Source organism: Streptomyces sp. NPDC029292, from assembly GCF_055569295.1.
Genome location: NZ_JBVHXR010000006.1, coordinates 195,469 through 212,832, shown reverse-complemented (window position 1 = coordinate 212,832; position 17,364 = coordinate 195,469). Strand labels below are relative to the sequence as shown.

10 protein-coding genes and 1 pseudogene are annotated in these 17,364 nt (G+C 67.9%); 1 reads left to right on the top strand and 10 read right to left on the bottom strand.

What is annotated here, in order from left to right:
- Window positions 1-167 precede the first annotated feature (167 nt).
- Genes sbnB through ACZ4WS_RS16160 form a run of 4 tightly spaced genes read right to left on the bottom strand, consistent with a single transcriptional unit; the run spans window position 168 to window position 8,153 of the window.
- The gene (sbnB, locus tag ACZ4WS_RS16175) at window positions 168-1,238 is read right to left on the bottom strand and encodes a 2,3-diaminopropionate biosynthesis protein SbnB (protein ID WP_467980854.1); all 1,071 of its coding nucleotides are present in this window, start codon (window positions 1,236-1,238) and stop codon (window positions 168-170) included.
- Entirely contained in the window at window positions 1,235-2,239 is a 1,005-nt protein-coding gene (locus ACZ4WS_RS16170; protein WP_467980852.1) for a TauD/TfdA family dioxygenase, read from the bottom strand. The genes sbnB and ACZ4WS_RS16170 overlap by 4 nt, the downstream gene beginning before the upstream one ends.
- A 23-nt stretch (window positions 2,240-2,262) precedes the next feature.
- Window positions 2,263-5,550, bottom strand: a complete 3,288-nt coding sequence (locus tag ACZ4WS_RS16165) for a non-ribosomal peptide synthetase (protein WP_467980850.1) — start codon at window positions 5,548-5,550, stop codon at window positions 2,263-2,265.
- Window positions 5,551-5,600: 50 nt separating this feature from the next.
- Window positions 5,601-8,153 (bottom strand): Pls/PosA family non-ribosomal peptide synthetase, encoded by a 2,553-nt coding sequence (locus ACZ4WS_RS16160; protein WP_467980848.1) that lies wholly within the window; start codon window positions 8,151-8,153, stop codon window positions 5,601-5,603.
- Window positions 8,154-8,973: 820 nt separating this feature from the next.
- Between ACZ4WS_RS16160 and ACZ4WS_RS16155 the strand changes: the two genes are divergently transcribed.
- Complete coding sequence (locus ACZ4WS_RS16155) at window positions 8,974-10,419, top strand: glyceraldehyde-3-phosphate dehydrogenase (RefSeq protein ID WP_467980846.1); 1,446 nt, start codon at window positions 8,974-8,976, stop codon at window positions 10,417-10,419.
- Window positions 10,420-10,628: 209 nt separating this feature from the next.
- On the opposite strand, the pseudogene ACZ4WS_RS16150 reads toward ACZ4WS_RS16155, so the two are convergent.
- The 6 genes and pseudogenes from ACZ4WS_RS16150 to ACZ4WS_RS16125 all read right to left on the bottom strand — a co-directional run.
- Window positions 10,629-11,257, bottom strand: a pseudogene (locus ACZ4WS_RS16150) (cation:dicarboxylate symporter family transporter); the annotation flags it as partial.
- Between the two features lies 1 nt (window position 11,258).
- On the bottom strand, window positions 11,259-11,624 hold the full coding sequence (locus ACZ4WS_RS16145) for a hypothetical protein (RefSeq protein WP_467980844.1): 366 nt from the start codon (window positions 11,622-11,624) through the stop codon (window positions 11,259-11,261).
- A gap of 24 nt (window positions 11,625-11,648) precedes the next feature.
- The gene (locus ACZ4WS_RS16140; RefSeq protein ID WP_467980842.1) at window positions 11,649-12,263 is read right to left on the bottom strand and encodes an ATP-binding cassette domain-containing protein; all 615 of its coding nucleotides are present in this window, start codon (window positions 12,261-12,263) and stop codon (window positions 11,649-11,651) included.
- A 151-nt stretch (window positions 12,264-12,414) separates the two neighbouring features.
- Window positions 12,415-13,554, bottom strand: coding sequence for an amidase domain-containing protein (locus tag ACZ4WS_RS16135; protein WP_467980841.1), 1,140 nt, complete (start codon window positions 13,552-13,554; stop codon window positions 12,415-12,417).
- Between the two features lie 140 nt (window positions 13,555-13,694).
- A complete protein-coding gene (locus ACZ4WS_RS16130; protein WP_467980839.1) occupies window positions 13,695-15,008 on the bottom strand; it encodes a polysaccharide deacetylase family protein in 1,314 nt (437 codons plus the stop codon).
- Between the two features lie 60 nt (window positions 15,009-15,068).
- Entirely contained in the window at window positions 15,069-17,336 is a 2,268-nt protein-coding gene (locus ACZ4WS_RS16125; protein ID WP_467980837.1) for a transglycosylase domain-containing protein, read from the bottom strand.
- Window positions 17,337-17,364 lie beyond the last annotated feature (28 nt).

Here is a 17,364-nt window from a genome sequence, read left to right as displayed (position 1 = left end):
GGCCGTGGTCGGGCTTCTCGCTTGTGCGGGCGGGAGCCTGTCCAACCGAGCCGGACGGGGGCCCTGCGTCAGCGGCCGCCGTCTCGTGCGTCCTGACCTGCGGCTGCTTGATCGGTGATCTCTCCTGGGATGAGACCTGGACTAGCCTCCTGGGCTGTAGGCCAGGCTCATCCGTACCGGCTCAGTTCGTGGAAGAAGTCGTCGACGACGTGCAACTCGCCGCAGCGGACCACTTCGTCGTAGACGTACTTGCCGACCGCGAGGTCGAGCACCCCGAGGCCGAAGGGCGAGAACACCACCGGCCGGTCCGCCGGCACCGTCACCCGTCCGGCCATCACGTCGTCCAACGTGCCGTGCAGGAAGTTCCGGTTGCCCGTGAGCTGCTCGGCCAGATGCGGCGAGGTGTTCGCCTTCAGACAGTGCTCGATGTCATCGACGATGTTGGTCGAGGCGAGCAGGATCTCCGGCGCGAGGTCGCGCAGCGACACGTGCAGCACCAGCGGGTTGTGTGCGAACCAGGACAGGTCGCTGACGTGCGGCTCACCGGCGACGGTGGCGAAGACCACCAGATCGCTGTTTCGGATCAGCTGCTCGGCGCTGTCGTGCACGGTGATCCGGCCGGTGGTGCCCGACTGCTCCAGGTAACACCGGAAGCCTGCCGCGCTGTCGGCGGACAGGTCGTGCACGCCGATGTCGTCGAAGGACCAGCCGGTGCCGGTCAGGAAGGTGTGGATGTAGCGGGCGATCAGGCCCACCCCGAAGAACCCGATACGCGTCGGTCGCGGCCGGTCGCGGCTGAGCCAGTCGGCCGCCGATGCCGCCGACGCGGCCGTCCTGGTGGCGCTGATGATCGAGCTTTCCAGACAGGCGAACGGGTAGCCGGTGTCATGGTCGTTGAGGATCAGCACGGCCGAGGCCCTCGGGATACCGGCCGTTACGTTCTTCGGGAAGCTGGAGATCCACTTCAGGCCGTCCACCCGTATGTCTCCGCCGATCGAAGCGGGCAGGGCGATGATCCGGGAGGACGGGCGGTCGGGGAAACGCAGGAAGTACGACGGTGGGTTGACCGAATCACCGGCGCCGTGCACCCGGTAGGTGGCCTCGACCAGCTCCACGATCTGTTTCTCGCGTCCGTGCAGCGCGCCCTGGACCTGGGCGCCTGAGATCACCGCGAACGGTGGCACGGTGATCTGCGCGGCCATCGCGGACTCCGTTGCGTTGGAACCGATGGTGGTCATCCTGTGGTCACCTCGACGGTCGGCGAGCAGTCGGCCAGACGCACGGGGTCGGCCAGGGCGACGAGCACTTCGCGCGGTCCCTCGAAGGGCTCCCTGCTGTGCGCGGTGCGGATGTTGTCGACGAGCATCAGGTCACCGGCCTGCCACGGCTCGCGTGCGGTGTTGGCCTCGTAGACGCTGTTGAGCAGCTGTACGACGTCCTCGCCGATCGGGTCGCCGTTGCCGAAGCGGGTGTTGAACGGCAGCCCGTCGGCGCCGTAGACGTCCAGCAGGTACTCGCGCACCTCGGGGGCCATCGTCCACTCGTTGAGGAACGCGATCTGGTTGAACCAGCAGCGTCGGCCGGTGACCGGGTGACGCACCACGGCGCTGCGGCGCTGTCTGGTGCGCAGTCCACCGTCGGGCTGCCACTCGAACGTGATCGCGTTGGCGCGGCAGTAGCTTTCGACGGCGTCACGGTCCTCGGTGCCGAACGCCTCGGCGATGGACGCCCCGATCTCGTCGTTGTAGCTGCGGGTGAGCAGCCAGCCCTCCCGCTCGAACCGCTCGGTCAACTCGGCGGGCAGCGCGTCGAGTACGGTCGTCGAGTCGGCCACCGCGGTCGCCCCGCCGTCGGTGGGTGCGCCGAGACAGGTGAACATCATCAGGCCGGGGAACTCGAGCGTGTAGCTCAGTTCGTGGTGCATGCACATCGGCTGGTTCGGCGGCCACTTCGACGAGGAGTACACGCCGTCGGAGTAGGTCTGCCGGGGCGTGAAGGCCTCCTTCTCGGTCATCAGACCGGTGGCCAGCCTCGAGAAGACGGCGCCGGCCTCGGCCGCGTCGCGCAGCCCGAGGCCGCGGACCAGGACGCAGCCGTGCTCGGCGACGACAGCGCGCAGCGCGTCCCGGTGCTCGGCTGCCCAGCCCAGCGCGTTGCCGGTGGCCTCGACCCGCAGGAGCGGAGGTCTGCCGGGTTTCCGTTCCACGTCGACCAGCGACGTCGTGGATGTGGAAGGCATCTCGTTTTCCTTTCCGTTGCCACTCAGGAGGAGGCGATCAATTCGGCGGCGCGCAGCACGGCCTGTGCCGCCTCGGCCGGACGGGTGCGCAGGAAGTAGTGGCCGCCGTCGGCGAGTTCATGCAGGTCGACCTGCTCGGCCAGGAGCTGCCAGTCGCCGTACCGGCGCCGGTACTCCGCCGTGCTCGGGTCGTCGGCGGCGACGACCACGGTGACCGGCGCGGACAGCTTCGGCGTCGGCGGGCTGTCCAGGGCGTCCGCGAAATAGCGCAGTGCGGACACGCAGTCGTGCCGGTAGGCGGCACCGACGTGCTCGGCGTGCCGCGCATCCAGCTCACCGAGCTCGGTGTACCCGCCGTCCGCGCTCAGCTTCGCGGCGATCTCGGCGTTGCTTCGCCCGGTCAGTTCCGTGATGGTGGCGCGCCGGTCGGCGGCGTTACCGAGCAACTGCGCGCCAAGGAACACCCGCTGGACGTCCACCCCGCGCTCCTGCAGCTTTCTGGCCGTCTCCAGGGCCAACGCGGTGCCCGAGGAGTGGCCCCACAGCAGGACCCTGGTCAGGCCACGCCGGATGATCTCGACGACGACCTGCTCGACCACCTGTGTCATCGGCGCGAACGGCTCGCTCTCGGCGGCCACGTCGTGACCTGGCAGCTCGACGGCGTAGACCGCGGGCGCGCCGCCCGGCAGTGCCCTGGCCATCGGCTGGAAGTTCACCGCGTTGCCGCCGGCGTACGGGAAGCACACCAGGGCAGCGGCCTGCGCACCGTCCGCTTCCGACAGTGACTGAAGCAGCCCGGAGCGCCGCTCGGACGTGCCGTCGACCAGCCCGGAGCGCGGCTCGGACCTGCTGTCGACCAGCCCGGCCAGATCGGCTAGGACCGGGTGACGGGTGACGTCCTTGAGGGACACCGCACGGTCCAGGGAAATGGCCAGTTTCACCGCCGACAGCGATGTGCCGCCCCGGTCGAAGAAGTGGTCCCGCCGTCCGATCTGGTGCTGCGGGATGCCGAGCACCTTCGCCCATGCGGCAGCCAGCTGCTGTTCGGTCGGCGTGTTCGGCGGGTGGTAGTCGTCCTGGACGACGTCGAGTTCTCCGGCGAGCGCCTGCAGAGTCTTCCTGTCGATCTTGCTGTTGGCCGTCAGCGGCAGACTCTCGCGCCAGTGGAAGGCCGACGGGACCATGTAGTCGGGCAGCGACTCGGCGAGCCGGTCCAGCAGGATGTCGACTTCCAGTGGCCGCGGGCCGGAGTAGAACGCCACCAGGTGCTTGCTCTGGTCGGCCCGCTCGGCGACCACCACGGCACCGTCGCGCACACCGGGCACCCGCAACAGGGTGTTCTCGATCTCACCGATCTCGATCCGGAAGCCACGGATCTTCACCTGGGTGTCCCGGCGGCCGAGGAACTCCAGCTTGCCCCCGGGCTGCCAGCGGCCGTAGTCGCCGCCCCGGTAGAGCCGGGCGCCCGCACGGTGCGGATCGGCCAGGTAGGCCTGCCGGGTGCGCTCGGGGTCGTTGACGTATCCACGGCCGACGCAGACGCCGGAGAAGACGATCAGTCCGGGGGCGCCGAGCGGCACCGGGGTCAGGTGCTCGTCGACGACGTAGACGTGCACGTTGTTGACGGCGGGGCCCAACAGGACCCGGTCTCCGTCGGGCACGCGGTCCATGACCTCGTGGTTGGTGTCGTCCGAGGTCTCGGTCAGTCCGTAGGCGTTGACCAGCTTGATCCCGGGCTGGGCGGCGAACCAGCGCTGCGTGAGCTCCTTCTTCAGCGCTTCGCCGGTGACCGACACGCATCGCAGGTCCGGCAGCTCGCGGGGGTGCTGCTTCAGACAGGACACGACGACGTCCAGGTAGGAGGGTACGACCTGGAGGACGGCGACCCGGCCGTCAACGATCTTGTCGATGAACTGCTGGACGTCGAGGATCACCTCCTGTTCCACCAGCAGGGTCCGCCCTCCGACCAGGAGCGCGGACACCAGTTGCCACAGAGAGATGTCGAAGCACTGGGGTGCGGTCTGGGCGACCACCTGTCCCTCGCCGATCTTCAGGTCGTCGATCTTGGCGTAGAGGTGGTTGAGCATGCCCTGGTGCTCGCACATCGCGCCCTTGGGCTCCCCGGTGGAGCCCGAGGTGAAGTAGATGTAGGCGAGCTGGTCCGGAGCGACATCGGTGCCCAGATCACCGTCGGCGTGATCCTCCTGGTAGGCCGCGTCGATGAAGACCGTCCGGATCCCGGGCAGCGAGTCGAGGGCGTGGTCGAGGGTGGTGGTGCTGCCGTGTTCGGTCAGCACGAGGGAGCACTCGGCACGAGAGAGCGTGGTGGCGATGCGACCGGCCGGGAAATGCGGCTCGATGGGCAGGTACACGCCCCCGGCCTTGAAGACCGCCAGCACCGCGGCCAGCCAGTCCAGGTTGCGTTCGGTCACCACCGCGACCACTCCCTCGCGGCGCAGCCCCCGCGCCAACAGCGCGCGTGCCAGCCGATTGGCCCGGGAGTTGAGCTCGCGGTAGGTCCACTGCCGCTCGCCGTGTACGGCCGCGACGGTGTCCGGGTGTGCCCTCACCCGCTGTTCGAACAGCTCGTGCAACCGGCGGTTCGGCAGGTCCCGGCGCGGTCCGGCGAGCCCTTCGAGCTGGAAGTGGAGTTCTTCGGCGGAGAGCAGGCTCTGCCGCCCGTGCTCGCCATCCGGATCTGCGGCGATCAGCGCGAGCGCGGTGATGTGATAGCCGGCGATCCGGCCGGCGCAGTCCGCGTCGAGTACGTCTGTCCGGTACCGCAGCCGAAGTACGAGCCGGCCGCCATACTGCGAGAACCCCACCGACAGCACGGTGTCCTCGGCCAGGTCGCCGCCGACGCCACTCGGATCGAACACGGTCTCGAACGACGGTTCGGTCAGGCCCATCTCGCGCCTGAGATCATCGACCGGAAAGTCTTTGTGCGACAGCAATTCCGACTCGACTTGATGGGTGTTCAGCAGCAGCGTCCGCCACGAATCGGGTTCGGTCGTCAGCCGGCAGGGCAACGGCCGGCCGCCCTCGGCGGAGACGTAGCCGGACACGACCTCGCGCTCACCGGACAGCGCGGTGAGCACCTTGGCGTGCGCGGCCAGCAGCACCGAGTTGAACGGCACCGCCAGGTCCTCCGCCAGCCGGCGCAACGGTCCTACGACGTCTTCCGGGATCGTCGTCTCGTGGTCGACGATGCCCGACACCGGATTGAGCGTCCACCGCGGTAGCGCGGTGAATCCACCGGCGACGAGCTCACCGCGCCAGAACTCCTGGTCGGCTTCCACTTGCACTCCCATCGAATCTTCCCTGCTCCACTCACGGCCGCCACGGCGCTGTGGGGTGCCCATCAGGGCGGCGCCGTAGTCGTCGTCGATTTCTCGGCTCGGTGGCCCGACCGGGGGGCATCTCGCATTTCCGCGGCGGGGTTTCCGCCCCATCGGGTGTGCTCCGGGACCTCCTCGCCCTTCATGAGAAAGGAGTCGGGGGCGAGCACCGCGCCGTCGCCCATCGTCACGCCGTAGTGGACGTGCGCGCCGACACCGAGGGTGCAGCCGACGCCGATCGTGCTGCGGTCGGACTTGAAGGTGCCGTCCTCCTGCGAGTGGCACTGGATCTTGCTTCCCGCATTGAGCGTGCAGTCGCTCCCGATAGTGGTGAGCATCCGCTCCGTCAGATGGCAGCCGTCGTCGAAGACCCTGCTGCCGAGCCGAACACCCAGCATTCGCCAGATCACGTTCTTGAAAGGGGTGCCGTTGAAGACGTTGAGGTACGTCTCGGGGACCTTCCAGAGGCGCTCGTGCCACCAGAAGTACGGGTCGTAGATGGAGCACAACTGCGGTTTCAGCGCGCGGAATGCCACGACACCGCGCTCCACCAGTACGAAGTAGACGGGGGTGAAAGCGAGGCTGAAAACCAGGAACACGGCGATCAGTACATGCCCGTAGGAATCGTACAGATCGACGTCCGCGAGGCCGACCACCGTGAGTACGAAGAAGTAAAGCCACCGCACGAGCAGGAGGAGGACCATCGAGCGGATGTTGTAGCGGTTCTTTGCGGCGAGGCTGCGGCGAAACTCGTCGCCGTTCCGGAGATGGTCGAACCGGGAGTCGCGCTCGACGGACCGGGGAATCTCGAAGCACGGCGAGCCGAGCAGACCCACTCCCTCGCGTACCTCGCCGTCGAGCGGAATCATCACCTTCGTCGCGAGGAGGCAGTTCTCGCCGGTCCTGGCACCCGAGGGATAGGCGATGTTGTTCCCGATGAAGTTGCGTGGCCCGATCGAGGCCTGGGAAACCCGGAAGGACGTACTGGAGAAGTCGGCGTTGACGATGGAGAGCCCGTCGGCGACCATCGTTCCGCTGCCGACAGAAACCAGATACGGGGTCTCGTGCTGCACTTCCGTGCCGAAGTTCGACCCGGTCTGCTCGACCCGGGACAAGTTGTATCCGAGGCCCCGCAAATAGGGGACGATGTAGGAGCTGTCACCGAACAGCCATTTGAAGAACTTGATGTTGGTGATGCGCGCGATCGCCCGCTGCGTCGAGTAATGAAAGCCGTACAGCGGATAGACCTTGTCCGGCTTGACGACCAGGTTCAGCAGGCGCGGAACGGTGAACAGTACGGCCATGCCCACGACGACGAAACCGAAGAACAGCACGAAGGACAGGATCAGCGCGTCGACGTAGAGAGTCGGCGAGCTGAACCCCACCGAGCCCGGGCCCAGTCGGTTGTGCAGCGCCGGAACCAAGTGCACCAGCATGTACGCGCCCCCGACGGTCAGTGGCACGTACAGGAAGAACAGCTGAAGCACGGTGACGAGGCCGAAGCCGGCTCGGCGCAGCGTGCCGCACTTTGCCGGCCCGATCCGAAGGTAGTCATGGTCCGTGAGCTGGGCCGGGGATCCGTGCCAGTGCTGGCCGTCCGGGACCGCCTGGCCGCTGTACAGCGTGGACGTGTGGCCGAGTTGCGCCCCGTCGCCCATCGATGTGTCGATGTCGAGCACGGTCTTCTCACCGATGAACACGTCCCGGCCAAGGGTGACCCGGCCGGTCTGGATACGGCCGGCGTGCGCCCGGTAGCAGAGGAAGAACGAGTCTTTGCGGATCACCGTGCCGGCGCCGACCGTCAGCAGGTCGGGGCAGACGGGAATGGTGCGGGAGAGGATCGTGACCCCCTTGCCGATCCGTGCGCCCAGGGCTCGCAGGTACAGCACGTACAGGGGATTGCCCACGAAGAAGATCATCGGGTTGGCGTGGATCAGCACCTTGACGGTCCAGAAGCGCAGATACGTCAGACTCCAGACCGGGAACTCACGCGATGTACACCGGCCGATGAGGAGCCATTTGGCCACGATCGGGAAGGTGCACAGAGCGACGAATCCGGCGCCGCCGAAGACGATCGATCGCAGGTAGATGTGGATCACGTCCGAGCCGGCGGAGATCCAGGCATAGCCTCGGTCGGCAGCAAATCCGGCGAGGAAGGAATATCCCAGGAAAAGCAGGAACTGCAGCGCTCCGCAGAGGACGTACTGCGGCGTGCCGGCCGGTGTCACCACTTCGGTCGACGCAGGGACCGACGATTCGACAGGGGCGTCCGCGGCGTCCGCGAGCCCGGTCGCCAGGCTGCGGATCGTCGGGTGCCGGTAGATGTCCCTCATCGACGCCGATGGGAGGTCCGCCCGCTTCCTGACCCGTGCACAGAATTGAGCCATCACCAACGAGTTGGCGCCGAGGTCATCGAAGAAATGGCTGTCGACCGACACCCGCTCGACGGATATGACGTCGGCCAGCACCTCAGCGAGGTCTTTCTCGATGCCGGTCTTCGGGTCGGTGACGCTGCGCTCGTCGATCGCAGATTCATCCGGCCCGGGTGTCAGCACTTCGACGGACTTCTCCTCCATGCGAGCTCCTTGAGGAACTTTAGAGCGCCTTCGACCACTGCGGTTGGCGCCCTGTACTCGCGCTTTTCGATGTCCGGAGCGAGTAATCCGTAAGTCATGAGGTCGAGGTCTCTTGGCCGCTTCCAAAACCGTTGCTCAGTCTCCATTGCCCACTGTCGGGCTGCCACTCGAACTCGAACTCGCGTTGGCGTGGCAGCGGCGCTCGACGGCGCCAGGGAGTCCTCGCTGCCGGACGCCTGGCGTGGGAGCCCGGAGTGCTCGCTGCCCGATTCAACTTCCCTACGACCCCGCCCAAATGGACGGAGATGAGCTGCGCACGGGTCACGCCCTACTGCATACGAGTGGCGTGTGCCTGCTCCGGGAGGGAGCTGCGCTGGAGGCGCGCAACAGCCATCAGCCTTGGTGCCTTTGATTCGACCAAGTGAGGTACGCCCGTCCGGAGGTGAAGACCTCGCGACCTTGGACATGCCTCGATGGGAAGTAGGTGCCGGCGGGGGCGAGGAAGTGGCGCCTGGGGCCGTGGCGGCAGAGGAGCGGTCCGGGGGGTATCTGGAAGCTTCCGGCGGACCGGACCGCCGTGCTCGCAGCCGCGATCGTGGTCACGTTCTGTGACGGTGTCCGGTGGGGACGGGTGCGTCTCGGCACACCGTAGGAACGCGCAGGTCAGGCGCACGTGTGGTGGGACACCGTAGTTCGGGGCCGGAGTGTGCGTGCTTCCCCCATGAATGCGAGCGCGAAATCCCCTCAGCTGGCACCGCTTGAATGATCGACATGGCACCGGGTTAGCATATGAGCGCCGCCTAGCTCGAAAGATAGATCTGTGACTGTCAATGACGACCCGTTCACCAACTGGAAGAACCGCGAGGAGATCGCGGAGTCGATGATCCCGATCATCGGGAAGCTGCACCGGGAGCGGGACATCACGGTCCTGCTGCACAGCCGCTCCTTGGTGAACAGGTCGGTGGTCAGCATTCTCAAGACCCACCGATTTGCCCGGCAGATCGCCGGTGAGGAACTCTCGGTCACCGAGACGCTGCCGTTCCTGGAGGCTCTCACCGCGCTCGACCTCGGCCCTTCCCAGATCGACATCGGCATGCTCGCCGCGACGTACAGGACCGATGACCGCGGTCTCTCGGTCGAGGAGTTCACCGCCGAGGCCGTGGCCGGGGCCACGGGTGCCAACAAGATCGAACGCCGTGAGTCGCGCGACGTCGTCCTCTACGGGTTCGGCCGCATCGGCCGTCTCCTCGCCCGCCTGCTCATCGAGAAGGCCGGCTCCGGCAACGGCCTGCGGCTGCGCGCCATCGTCGTCCGCAAGGGCGCCGGCCAGGACATCGTCAAGCGCGCCTCGCTGCTGCGCCGCGACTCCATCCACGGCCAGTTCCACGGCACGATCACCGTCGACGAGGCGAACAGCAAGATCATCGCCAACGGCAACGAGATCAAGGTGATCTACTCCGACGATCCGACGTCGGTGGACTACACGGCGTATGGCATCAAGGACGCCATCCTCATCGACAACACCGGCAGGTGGCGCGACCGCGAGGGCCTGTCGCAGCACCTTCAGCCCGGTATCGCCAAGGTCGTCCTGACCGCGCCGGGCAAGGGCGACGTCCCCAACGTCGTCCACGGCGTCAACCACGACATGATCAAGCCGGACGAGCAGATCCTGTCCTGCGCGTCCTGCACCACCAACGCGATCGTCCCGCCGCTGAAGGCGATGGCGGACGAGTACGGCGTCCTGCGCGGCCACGTGGAGACCGTCCACTCGTTCACCAACGACCAGAACCTGCTGGACAATTACCACGCGTCCGACCGCCGCGGCCGCTCGGCGCCGCTGAACATGGTCATCACCGAGACCGGTGCCGCCTCCGCCGTCGCCAAGGCGCTGCCCGACCTCAACGCCAGGATCACCGGCAGTTCGATCCGCGTCCCGGTGCCGGACGTCTCGATCGCGATTCTCAGCCTGCGGCTCGCGCGCGAGACCAACCGCGAGGAGGTCCTCGAATACCTCCGCAACGTGTCGCTGACCTCGCCGCTCAAGCGCCAGATCGACTTCACCACCGCCCCCGACGCGGTCTCGAGCGACTTCATCGGCTCGCGCCACGCCTCGATCGTCGACGCCGGCGCCACCAAGGTCGAGGGCGACGACGCGATTCTCTACCTGTGGTACGACAACGAGTTCGGCTATTCCTGCCAGGTCATCCGGGTGGTCCAGCACGTATCCGGGGTGGAGTATCCGACCTACCCGGTTCCGGTGGCCTGATCTGGTCAAGAAGGCGAGGCGAGCCGGGCGGTACGGGGTACTCCAGGCCTCCGGATGAGCGAGTCGCCGAAGGCGTCTGAGTCTGGGGAAATACCAGGTCAGGCGCCTGTCCAGGGCTCCTGGAAGTACCCGGGCCGCTTCGCCGACGTGACGGCGGGTGGGCGGATGGGGCGGGCTCGCCGCGGCCGGCGGCGTGGCGCGCCCTGGGGTCAGCTCACGTCGGTGGGGGACTGGCCGGCGGACCGCTCCGTGTGGCCGGGCTGCTGCGGGAGGAGGAGATCGGCCACGTCCTTGGTTTCGGGCTGCGGCCCGTCCTCCTCCGGTACGAACGCGATCTCGCCGTCCAGCACCTTTTGACCCGGTCCGTGTCCAACGCGCCTTCCCAGCGGGAGACGACGAAGACAGCGACGCAGTTGCCGAGGAGGTTGGTGGCGACGCGCATCGAGTCCATGATGCGGTCGACGCCGAGGAGAAGAGCGACGGCTCCGACGGGAATGACCCCGAGCGCGGATGCGGTCGCCGACAGGGCGAGGAAGGCCGAACCGGGCACGCCCGCCATGCCCTTGCTGGTCGGCATGAGCACCAGCACGACGGTGATCTGCTGGCCGAGGGTGAGGTCCACGCCGACGGCCTGGGCGATGAACAGGGTGCCGATGGAGAGGTAGATGGAGGCGCCGTCGAGGTTGAAGGAGTACCCGGTGGGCAGGACCAGCCCCACGTCGTCGTCGCGGCAGCCCGCCTGGCGCAGCTTCTGCATCATGCGCGGCATGACGGTCTCGCTGGACGCGGTACCGAGGGCCAGCAGCATCTCCTCGCGGGTGTAGCGGACGAACTTCCAGTCAGGCGGAGTCGGCCCGGTCGCCGGTGATCGATCGGACCAGCCGCCTGAACCCCTCGATCTGGCGCGCCATGTCCGTCTGGTGGTCCTCTCCGAAGACGACGCGCTCATAGACCATGCCGTCGCCGAGGGCCATCAGCACCTGCGCCGGCGGATCGTCCGGCGCGAAGCCCTGCGCTTCGAGGAAGCGTCGCGTGAAGTGCCGGAACGCGTCGTAGGGGGCGCGCGCCAGGGGCAGGAGTTCTGGCCGCCCCTGAGCCCCGATCATCACCTTGACCTCGAAGGCCACCCCACCTCGGTCCCCGCCGTCCCGGAGGTCCTGCGCACGCTGACCGCCCGCGGCTACCAGTTCGTGACGGTCAGCCATCTGCGCGCCACGCTCTGACGGCCGTCACCGGCGGCGGGTCGGCTGCCGGCCCTCGCGAGGTACGGCCGCGACCAGCTCACGGGTGTACGGGTCCTCCGGCGCGCTCAACACCTGGTCCGTGGCGCCGCGTTCGACGACCCGGCCCCGGTGCATCACGATCAGCTCGTCGGCCACCTGCTGGGCGACGGCCAGGTCGTGGGTGACGAAGTGGTAGCTGATGCCGAGCTCCGCGCGCAGGTCGGTGAGGAGGTTGAGCACCTGCGCCTGGAGGGAGACGTCGGGCGCGGAGACGGCCTCGCCGAGGACGAGGATCCGGGGACGCGGCACCAGGGCGCGGGCGATGGCCACCCGCTGGCGCTGACCGCCCGACAGCGCGCTCGGCGCCGAGCGCGCCGTCCGGGTGTCCAGGCCCACGCGGTCCAGGAGTTCGGCGGCGCGGTCGCGGCGCTGGTCGCGGTCGGGTTCGTGGAGGCGCAGGAGTTCGTGTGCCGGGCACCGGTTGCGCCTGCACCTCCACAGCAGCGACTTCCCGGAGTTTGTCCTCCACCCCGGCACCGACGAGAACCCCTGACTCGCCATCCGCGGCGAACGGACGATCCAGCGGATCCGGCTGGGCGGTACCGAGGGCGCGCGGCTCACGCTGACCGCCGCACCGACGGAACGTCAGGAAGGCTCGACTCCGGCGTAGACGGCGCCGGTGGCCGGCGGTGCGGCGCACGCCGGCTCGCTGTACGTGCGCCGCACCGCACGATGCCCGGCCGGTCGTCGGTCGGGCACGGCGTGGGGGTGCTCAGGTGCGGTACGCGTAGTACGCCGAGTTCGGGTAGGACGCGATGATGCTCGAGACCGACCTGCGGTAGGTGTCGGTGTCGTGGTAGGTCAGGTACGGGACGCCGCTCGCGCTCCGATATGTGGTGAGCATGGAGTGGTCCTTGGACCCGTCCTTGTCGAAGTCCATCTGCATGACGTCACCGATGTCCATCTGGTACACGTTCGCCAGGCTGGTGGTCCGCTTGGCGGTCTGGGTGAACCATGACCACTCGTTCACGCCCACCCATGAGTCGGACTGGCCGGACGTGCCGTACCACCAGGTGCCGTAGTCCTCGGCCGAGCTGGTGACGGGCTTCCAGCCGCCCGCCTTCAGGGACTGGCTCAGGTAGTTGGTGCAGTCCCCGCCGGCCGAGTTGTAGCGCCGGTAGGCGGAGTTGTAGTTCTTCCAGTACTTCTCCGCGTAGGCCGCCATCGCCGGGTAGTTGTAGGCCGAGCCGGTGCCGAGCTTCTTGGGCTTGGCCGGTGCCGGCCAAGTGGTGGCTGCCCGGGGGGCGTCGACGGCGGCCATGGTGGTCTTCGTCGTCGTGGCGGGCTGGTTGATCTCCCGGGGGCCCTGGTCCGTGGACCGCATGCCGGACAGCTGCCACGTGCCGTCCGAGCCGGTGGTGAAGGTGAGTTCATGGTGCGCCGTGAAGCCCGTCGTGGCGGGTTCGTCACCACGGATCTTCTTGTACGTCAGGGTCGTCGTCTCGGTGACCTCGACCGTGGCCCGCCGGTCCTTGACGCGGGTCCTGGTCACGGCGACCCGGGTGTCGGCGGCGCTGTAGGCCTCGCCCAGCGCCGCGAGACGTGATCGCCTGCTGTGCAGGGCGGAGACGGTGGAGTTCTCCGTCCGCGACAGCGCGGAGGAGAGCCGCACGCCTCCGGCGAAGTGGGCCTTCGTGCGGGCGACTTGCGCGCCGTCGAGCAGCGCGTTCGTACGGTCGCTGAGGACGGCGTCGGCGATGCGTCCGAAGGTGTCGATCGTCGCCCGGTCCACCTTCGGGGTGTCGGCCGCCGAGTCACCGGCCGCGTGTGCGGCGGATATGGGCAGCAGCACGGTCGACAGGGCGACCGCCGCCAGGGTTGAGCATCTACGGCTCAACGTCGTTGATCTCACAGGGATTCTCCTTGACCCCGGGTTGGGGATCCCGGGGGAGGGAATCTTCGCATGATCTCCGTACAGATGAAGATTTCATGAAGGCGTGGCATGTGCGTGTGCCCTGGCGAACAGCATCGGTACGGGACCCCGGTCCAGGGCTACTTGACGACGGTCGACCAGTCCGGTGACTGTGCCGGGTCGAGGCTGCGCAGGCGTTCCAGGGTCTCGGGTGTCTGTGCGTCCATCCAGTTGGCCAGTTCACGGAAGGACACGCAGCGGACCTCCTTCTTCGTGCACACGTTCTTGATGACGTCGTCGATGGCCTTCATATAGATGCCGCCGTTCCAGTCCTCGAAGTGGTTGCCGATGAACAGCGGTGCCCGGCTGCCGTAGTACACCCGGTTGAAGCCCGCGAGATAGGACTGGACCGTCTCCGTCTGCCATTGCGGGTATTTGGCCGGGTCGCCCTCGGTCTCGCCGTCGGACTGGTTGTAGAGGAAGTTGAAGTCCATGGACAGGCCCTGGTACTTGCCACCCTCGTAGGGCAGCATCTGGAGCGGGAAGTCCCAGATGCCGTTCTTCTTGGTGGGCCATATCTGGAAGTCGCCCGCCGAGCTGGCGTCGTAGCGCCAGTCGAAGCTCTTGATGGCCTTGAGCAGGTTCTTCTGGCCCTCCAGGCACGGCGCCCGGCCGCCGATGATCTCCCGCTTCGCGTCGAAGGGGAGCGACGCCAGATCGGTGTACCCGGTGTTGGTCTTCCACTTCTCCAGGAAGGAGTAGAACTGCTTGATCTCGCTCTTCCACTGCGCGACGCTCCAGTCGCCGCCGCCCTTGTCGCCGCAGAAGTGGCCGTTGAAGTGGGAACCGATCTCGTTCCCCTCCTCCCAGGCCTTGGCGAGCTGTTCCAGTGTGGTGCGGATGTGCTCGTCCGTGGGGTAGCTGATCGCCGCCGCTCCCGCGTCGTGCATCGGAGGCTGGTAGAGCGTCTTCTTGTCCTTCGGGAGCAGGTAGATGCCCGTGAGGAAGAACGTCATATGGGCGTTGTACTCCTTGGCCAACTCCCGGTAGTGCGAGAAGAGATGGTCGTCACCCTCCAGGGCGCCGTCCCAGGAGAAGACGACGAACTGCGGCGGCTTCTGTCCGGGCTTGAGCGGCTCGGCCTTGAGCTCGCCGGTCTGCGGCCCGGTGTACGAGGTGGAGCCGTCCCCGATCACCTTCGTCTTGCCGTCCCACTGGGGCTCCTTGTTCCCCTTGGCCGAACTGTCCTTGCTGCCGGAGGACTTGCCGGCCGCTGATCCGGTGGATGCCGCATCGTCCCCGTACCCCAGCGCCAGCAGGGGTACGGCGATGCACACGATGACGACAGCGATCGCGGCGATCAGGATCCTGGGCCGGGCGGCGAGGCGGCGGCCCAGGACTTGCACGCGGCTGTGGCTGCGGCTGCGACGACGGCGGTGGGAGTTGGAGTTCATCGGTGGCGCATTCTGCGAGGAGGGAGAGCGGACCGGGCTCTGTTGCCGTCGCCGCTCGCGTCAGCTGAGCGGGCTCATGGCGCTCGACCAGATGTCGTAGGGAACGGTGGTGGCGGGTGAACCGGCCAGGCCCTTCAAGGGCAGCGGTTCGAGGCTCTTGGACAGGTCCATGCGGTAGACGACGATCGCCGTCGACACCGCCTGGTGCGTGCCGACGTACCAGGCGGCCGTGTCCTTCTCGGTCGTGCCGCTCTTCCCCGCCACCTGCGCCGAGGCCGGCGCCGCGGTGGGGTGCTGGGTGCGGAAGGACTCCGTGAGCGCCTCGGTGACCTGGCGGGCGACCTCGGTGCGGACCGCGCGGTCCGACTGCGGCTTCTTCAGGGCGACGCCGCTTCCGTTGCGGGTGATGCGGCGTACCGAGTACGGCTCCGTGTGTGTCCCGTCGGCGGCGAACGTGGCGTAGGAACTGGCCATCCTGATCGCGCTGGGCGTCGAACTGCCCAGCGTCAGGGCGGGTACCTGCGGGCCCATGCTGGACGACAGCATGCCGGCCGCCTGCGCGGTGAGGCGTACCTTGTCCAGGCCGGTGTCCATACCGAGCTGCATGAACGGCGCGTTGACGGACGAGGCGAGTGCCGTGTGCAGGGAGATCTGCCCCCACGATGTGCCGCCGTCGTTGTGGGCGGCGACCTTCTTGCCACTCCGGTCCCAATAGGGCCCCTCGGGCGTGGTGACGGGGACGTCGTTGTCACCGTTGTAGAGGGAGTCCGGGCCGACCGGGGTCGTGGTCGTGGTCCGGTCCTTGTGGATGCCGTATTCCAGGCCGGCGGCGTAGACGAACGGCAGGAACGCCGAACCGGCGGGCACGGTCGTCGCGTTGGACTCGTTGTAGCCCTGCTTGCGGTGGTCGGGACCGCCGTAGACGGCGAGGATCCGGCCGTCGTCGGCGATCGAGGCGGCGCCGTAGTGCGCGGTCTTCGCCTTCGCGGCGTCGCGCTCCTTGGCCTCCTTGCGGGCGCGGGTGACGGCCTGGGTGAGGGACTCCTCCCGCTTCCGGTCGAAGGTGGTGTAGATCTGGTAGCCGCCCAGGTCGAACTGCTTGTCCGAGATGTGCGCGGACTTCTTGGCGTACTGGGTCGCCAACTCGACCAGATAGTCGCTCTGGTGACCGGTGTCGTAGACCTTGGCCTGCTTGAGGGGCTCGGGGAAGTCCGTGTACTTCGCCCGCTCCTTCGCCGACAGCTTGCCGATCTTCACCATGCGGTCGAGGATCCACGACCACCGCTCCACCGCCCGCTGGTGGTTGTGCGCGCTCAGGGACGGGTCGTAGAGGCCGGCTCCCTTGAGCAGCGAGGCGAGGAAAGCGGCCTCGCTGACGTTGAGTTCGCTGACCTCCTTGCCGTAGTACGCCTGCGCGGCCCGCTGGATGCCGTAGGTGCCCCGGCCGAACCAGCTGGTGTTGAGGTAGCCCTCCAGGATCTGGTCCTTGCTCATGTGCTGGTCGAGCTTGATGGCGATCATGGCTTCGGTGAGCTTGCGGCTCACCGACTGGTTCTGGGTCAGATAGACGTTCTTGACGTACTGCTGGGTGATGGTGGAGCCGCCCTGCGTGTCCCCCTCGCCCACGGTGCGCCACAGCGCGCGGGTGATGCCGCTGACGGAGATGCCGGGGTCGGTGTAGAAGCTCTCGTTCTCCGCGGCCAGCACCGCCCAGCGCACGTCCTCGGGGATGTCCTTGAGGGGCATCTCCTGCCGCTGCACCCAGCCGGTGCGGGCCATGGGCGTCCCGTCCGCCCAGAAGTAGACGTTGTCCTGCTGGGTGGCGTACGTGTTGAGGTTGTCCGGGATGTCCGTGGTGGCGTAGACGATGCCCAGCAGGCAACCGGTCAGGCCGAACAGCGTCAGACAGGCCCCCAGCCACTGACGCCAGGACGGAATCCAGCGCCGCCAGCCGCTGCGGCCCGGCCGCGGGTAGCGCGGACGGAGCCGGCGGGCGACGGGCGCGACGCCTTTGAGGACCGGGGCGAGGCGCGCGGCGACGGTCGCCACGACGCGACGGGTGGCGGTCGCCGGCGCGGGTTTGCGCCGGGGGCCGCGGCGAGGCGCCGTGGCCGCGCCGAGGACACGGAGCATGAGGGTGGACTCCGGGTCGACCCGTGTCGGTACGGGTGCGCCCGCTTCGTCCTGGACCTCGGTTTCACTGTCGGCCTGGGGATCTGAGCCGGCCGTCCCCTCCCCGCCGGTACCGCTCGTGCCGCGGCGGAACCCCGCTTGCTTCGGGGCGGCACGGCGGCGGCCCGAGCCGCCGCCTCCCTCCGGCCTAGCCATGGACGGTTTCCGGGCGCGGACCCCCTCC